2 protein-coding genes and 1 pseudogene are annotated in these 1507 nt (G+C 42.1%); all 3 read left to right on the top strand.

The features are described 5' to 3' along the window. Positions 1-333 (top strand): annotated as a pseudogene (locus R7P67_RS24105) (ligase); the annotation flags it as partial. Between the two features lie 18 nt (positions 334-351). Then, positions 352-1185, top strand: a complete 834-nt coding sequence (locus R7P67_RS24100) for a putative capsular polysaccharide synthesis family protein (RefSeq protein WP_318086227.1) — start codon at positions 352-354, stop codon at positions 1183-1185. Next, positions 1182-1507: glycosyltransferase (locus R7P67_RS24095; RefSeq protein ID WP_318086226.1), on the top strand; the 326-nt coding region annotated here is incomplete at its 3' end. The genes R7P67_RS24100 and R7P67_RS24095, both read left to right, overlap by 4 nt.

Raw genomic sequence — 1507 nt, 5'->3', positions numbered from 1 at the left:
CCCAACTTTATGATCGATTACTTCAACTACGATGAATTAGCAATTTACACCCACAACTTTGTGCTCGATACCGCCATCGAATACGGTTTGCTCGGCATTGCGTTTCTGTTTGGAGGCTACTTTTTTTTCATCAAATTTTGTTTTCGCAGTATCGATGACAACAGAAAAAGTCTTTTACTCGCGGTTTACGCCCTCATCATGGTGTTCTTCGTTGCCGTAAATACCACCATCATTTTGATACTTTTGTTGCCAGTTATGATCAGTCGAAAACGAACACCAGAACCTCAGACAGTCATCCATTCGCTGCCAGTCAATAAAAGTCACGAATTTTAATAATCAAGGATTTGATCAATGAAATACTCTATCGCTCGACAATTTGAAAAGAACCGAGAACTTCGGGCTGATAACTTCGTCTTGGTGTATCAAATGGGGAAAGTGGGCTCATCGTCTATCGAGCATACTTTGGAAGCGCGTAACATTCCGAGCTATCACATCCACACGTTTGACGATCATGAAGAATTTCACATGTACCACAACAAAAAGGATGTGAGTAAATTCTTCGATTTTAAAAATCGCGCGATGTACCGTTTGGTTCTGAATCAACGCAAGCGCATTTTGCAAAAGCGCGAGCAAATCAAGATCGTTACATTAATCCGTGACCCGATTGCGACGGTTTTCTCCCGTTTTTTCCAAGATTTACACCTGCAATTTATCGAAGGCAAAAAGAACGATGCCATCCACCGCGATATGGAAGTAACCTACAAGCATCTCGAGCATTGCTTTGATAACTACATCAACCTGAACTACTTCGCAGATTGGTTCGATAACGAGCTAAAACGTAACTTCAGCATCGATGTCATGCGCCAAGAGATCGATAACACTCAACCATTTTTCACGTTCAACAATGACAAAGCCAGCGTCATTCTCATTAAGTGCGAGCAACTGAGTTCCCTTGACAAAGAGATTGGAGACTTCCTAAATGTCGACAACTTTGTTCTGAAAAACAGCAATGAAGCAAAGAACAAATGGTATTCCAACATCCACCAATACTTTAAACAGCATTACGATTTTTCTAAGTTGTTTTACATGTATGACTTACCGCTTTATCGCCATATTTACTCGCAGCAAGAACGAGAAGCTTTCAAAACCACGTGGTTAAAAACTCCAGGGACAAAGTCAGCATGAAAAAAGTACTGCATATTACCGAAGCCTTTGGTGGCGGTGTTCAAACCGCACTGTACAGCTATGTACATTCATCTCGACATGAACCGTATGAACACTTTTTGCTTGCTAGAGCGCGTCACAATGATTTAACCAAAGACAGCAATCACGATGTTTTTGCTCAAACGAAATGGGTGGAAGGTGGGCTTCTGCAGTTTGTGCGAGACGCCAATCAAACCATCAATGACATAAAACCCGATATTGTGCACTTGCACTCTAGCAAAGCCGGTTTTTTGGGTCGATTTTTGAAACTCAGCCGCGCCCGCTTGGTGTATACCCCGCACTG

This window comes from Vibrio sp. Vb0937, from assembly GCF_033338855.1.
The sequence above is the reverse complement of the archived record's forward strand: the minus strand, read 5'-3'. Positions and strand labels throughout refer to the sequence as shown.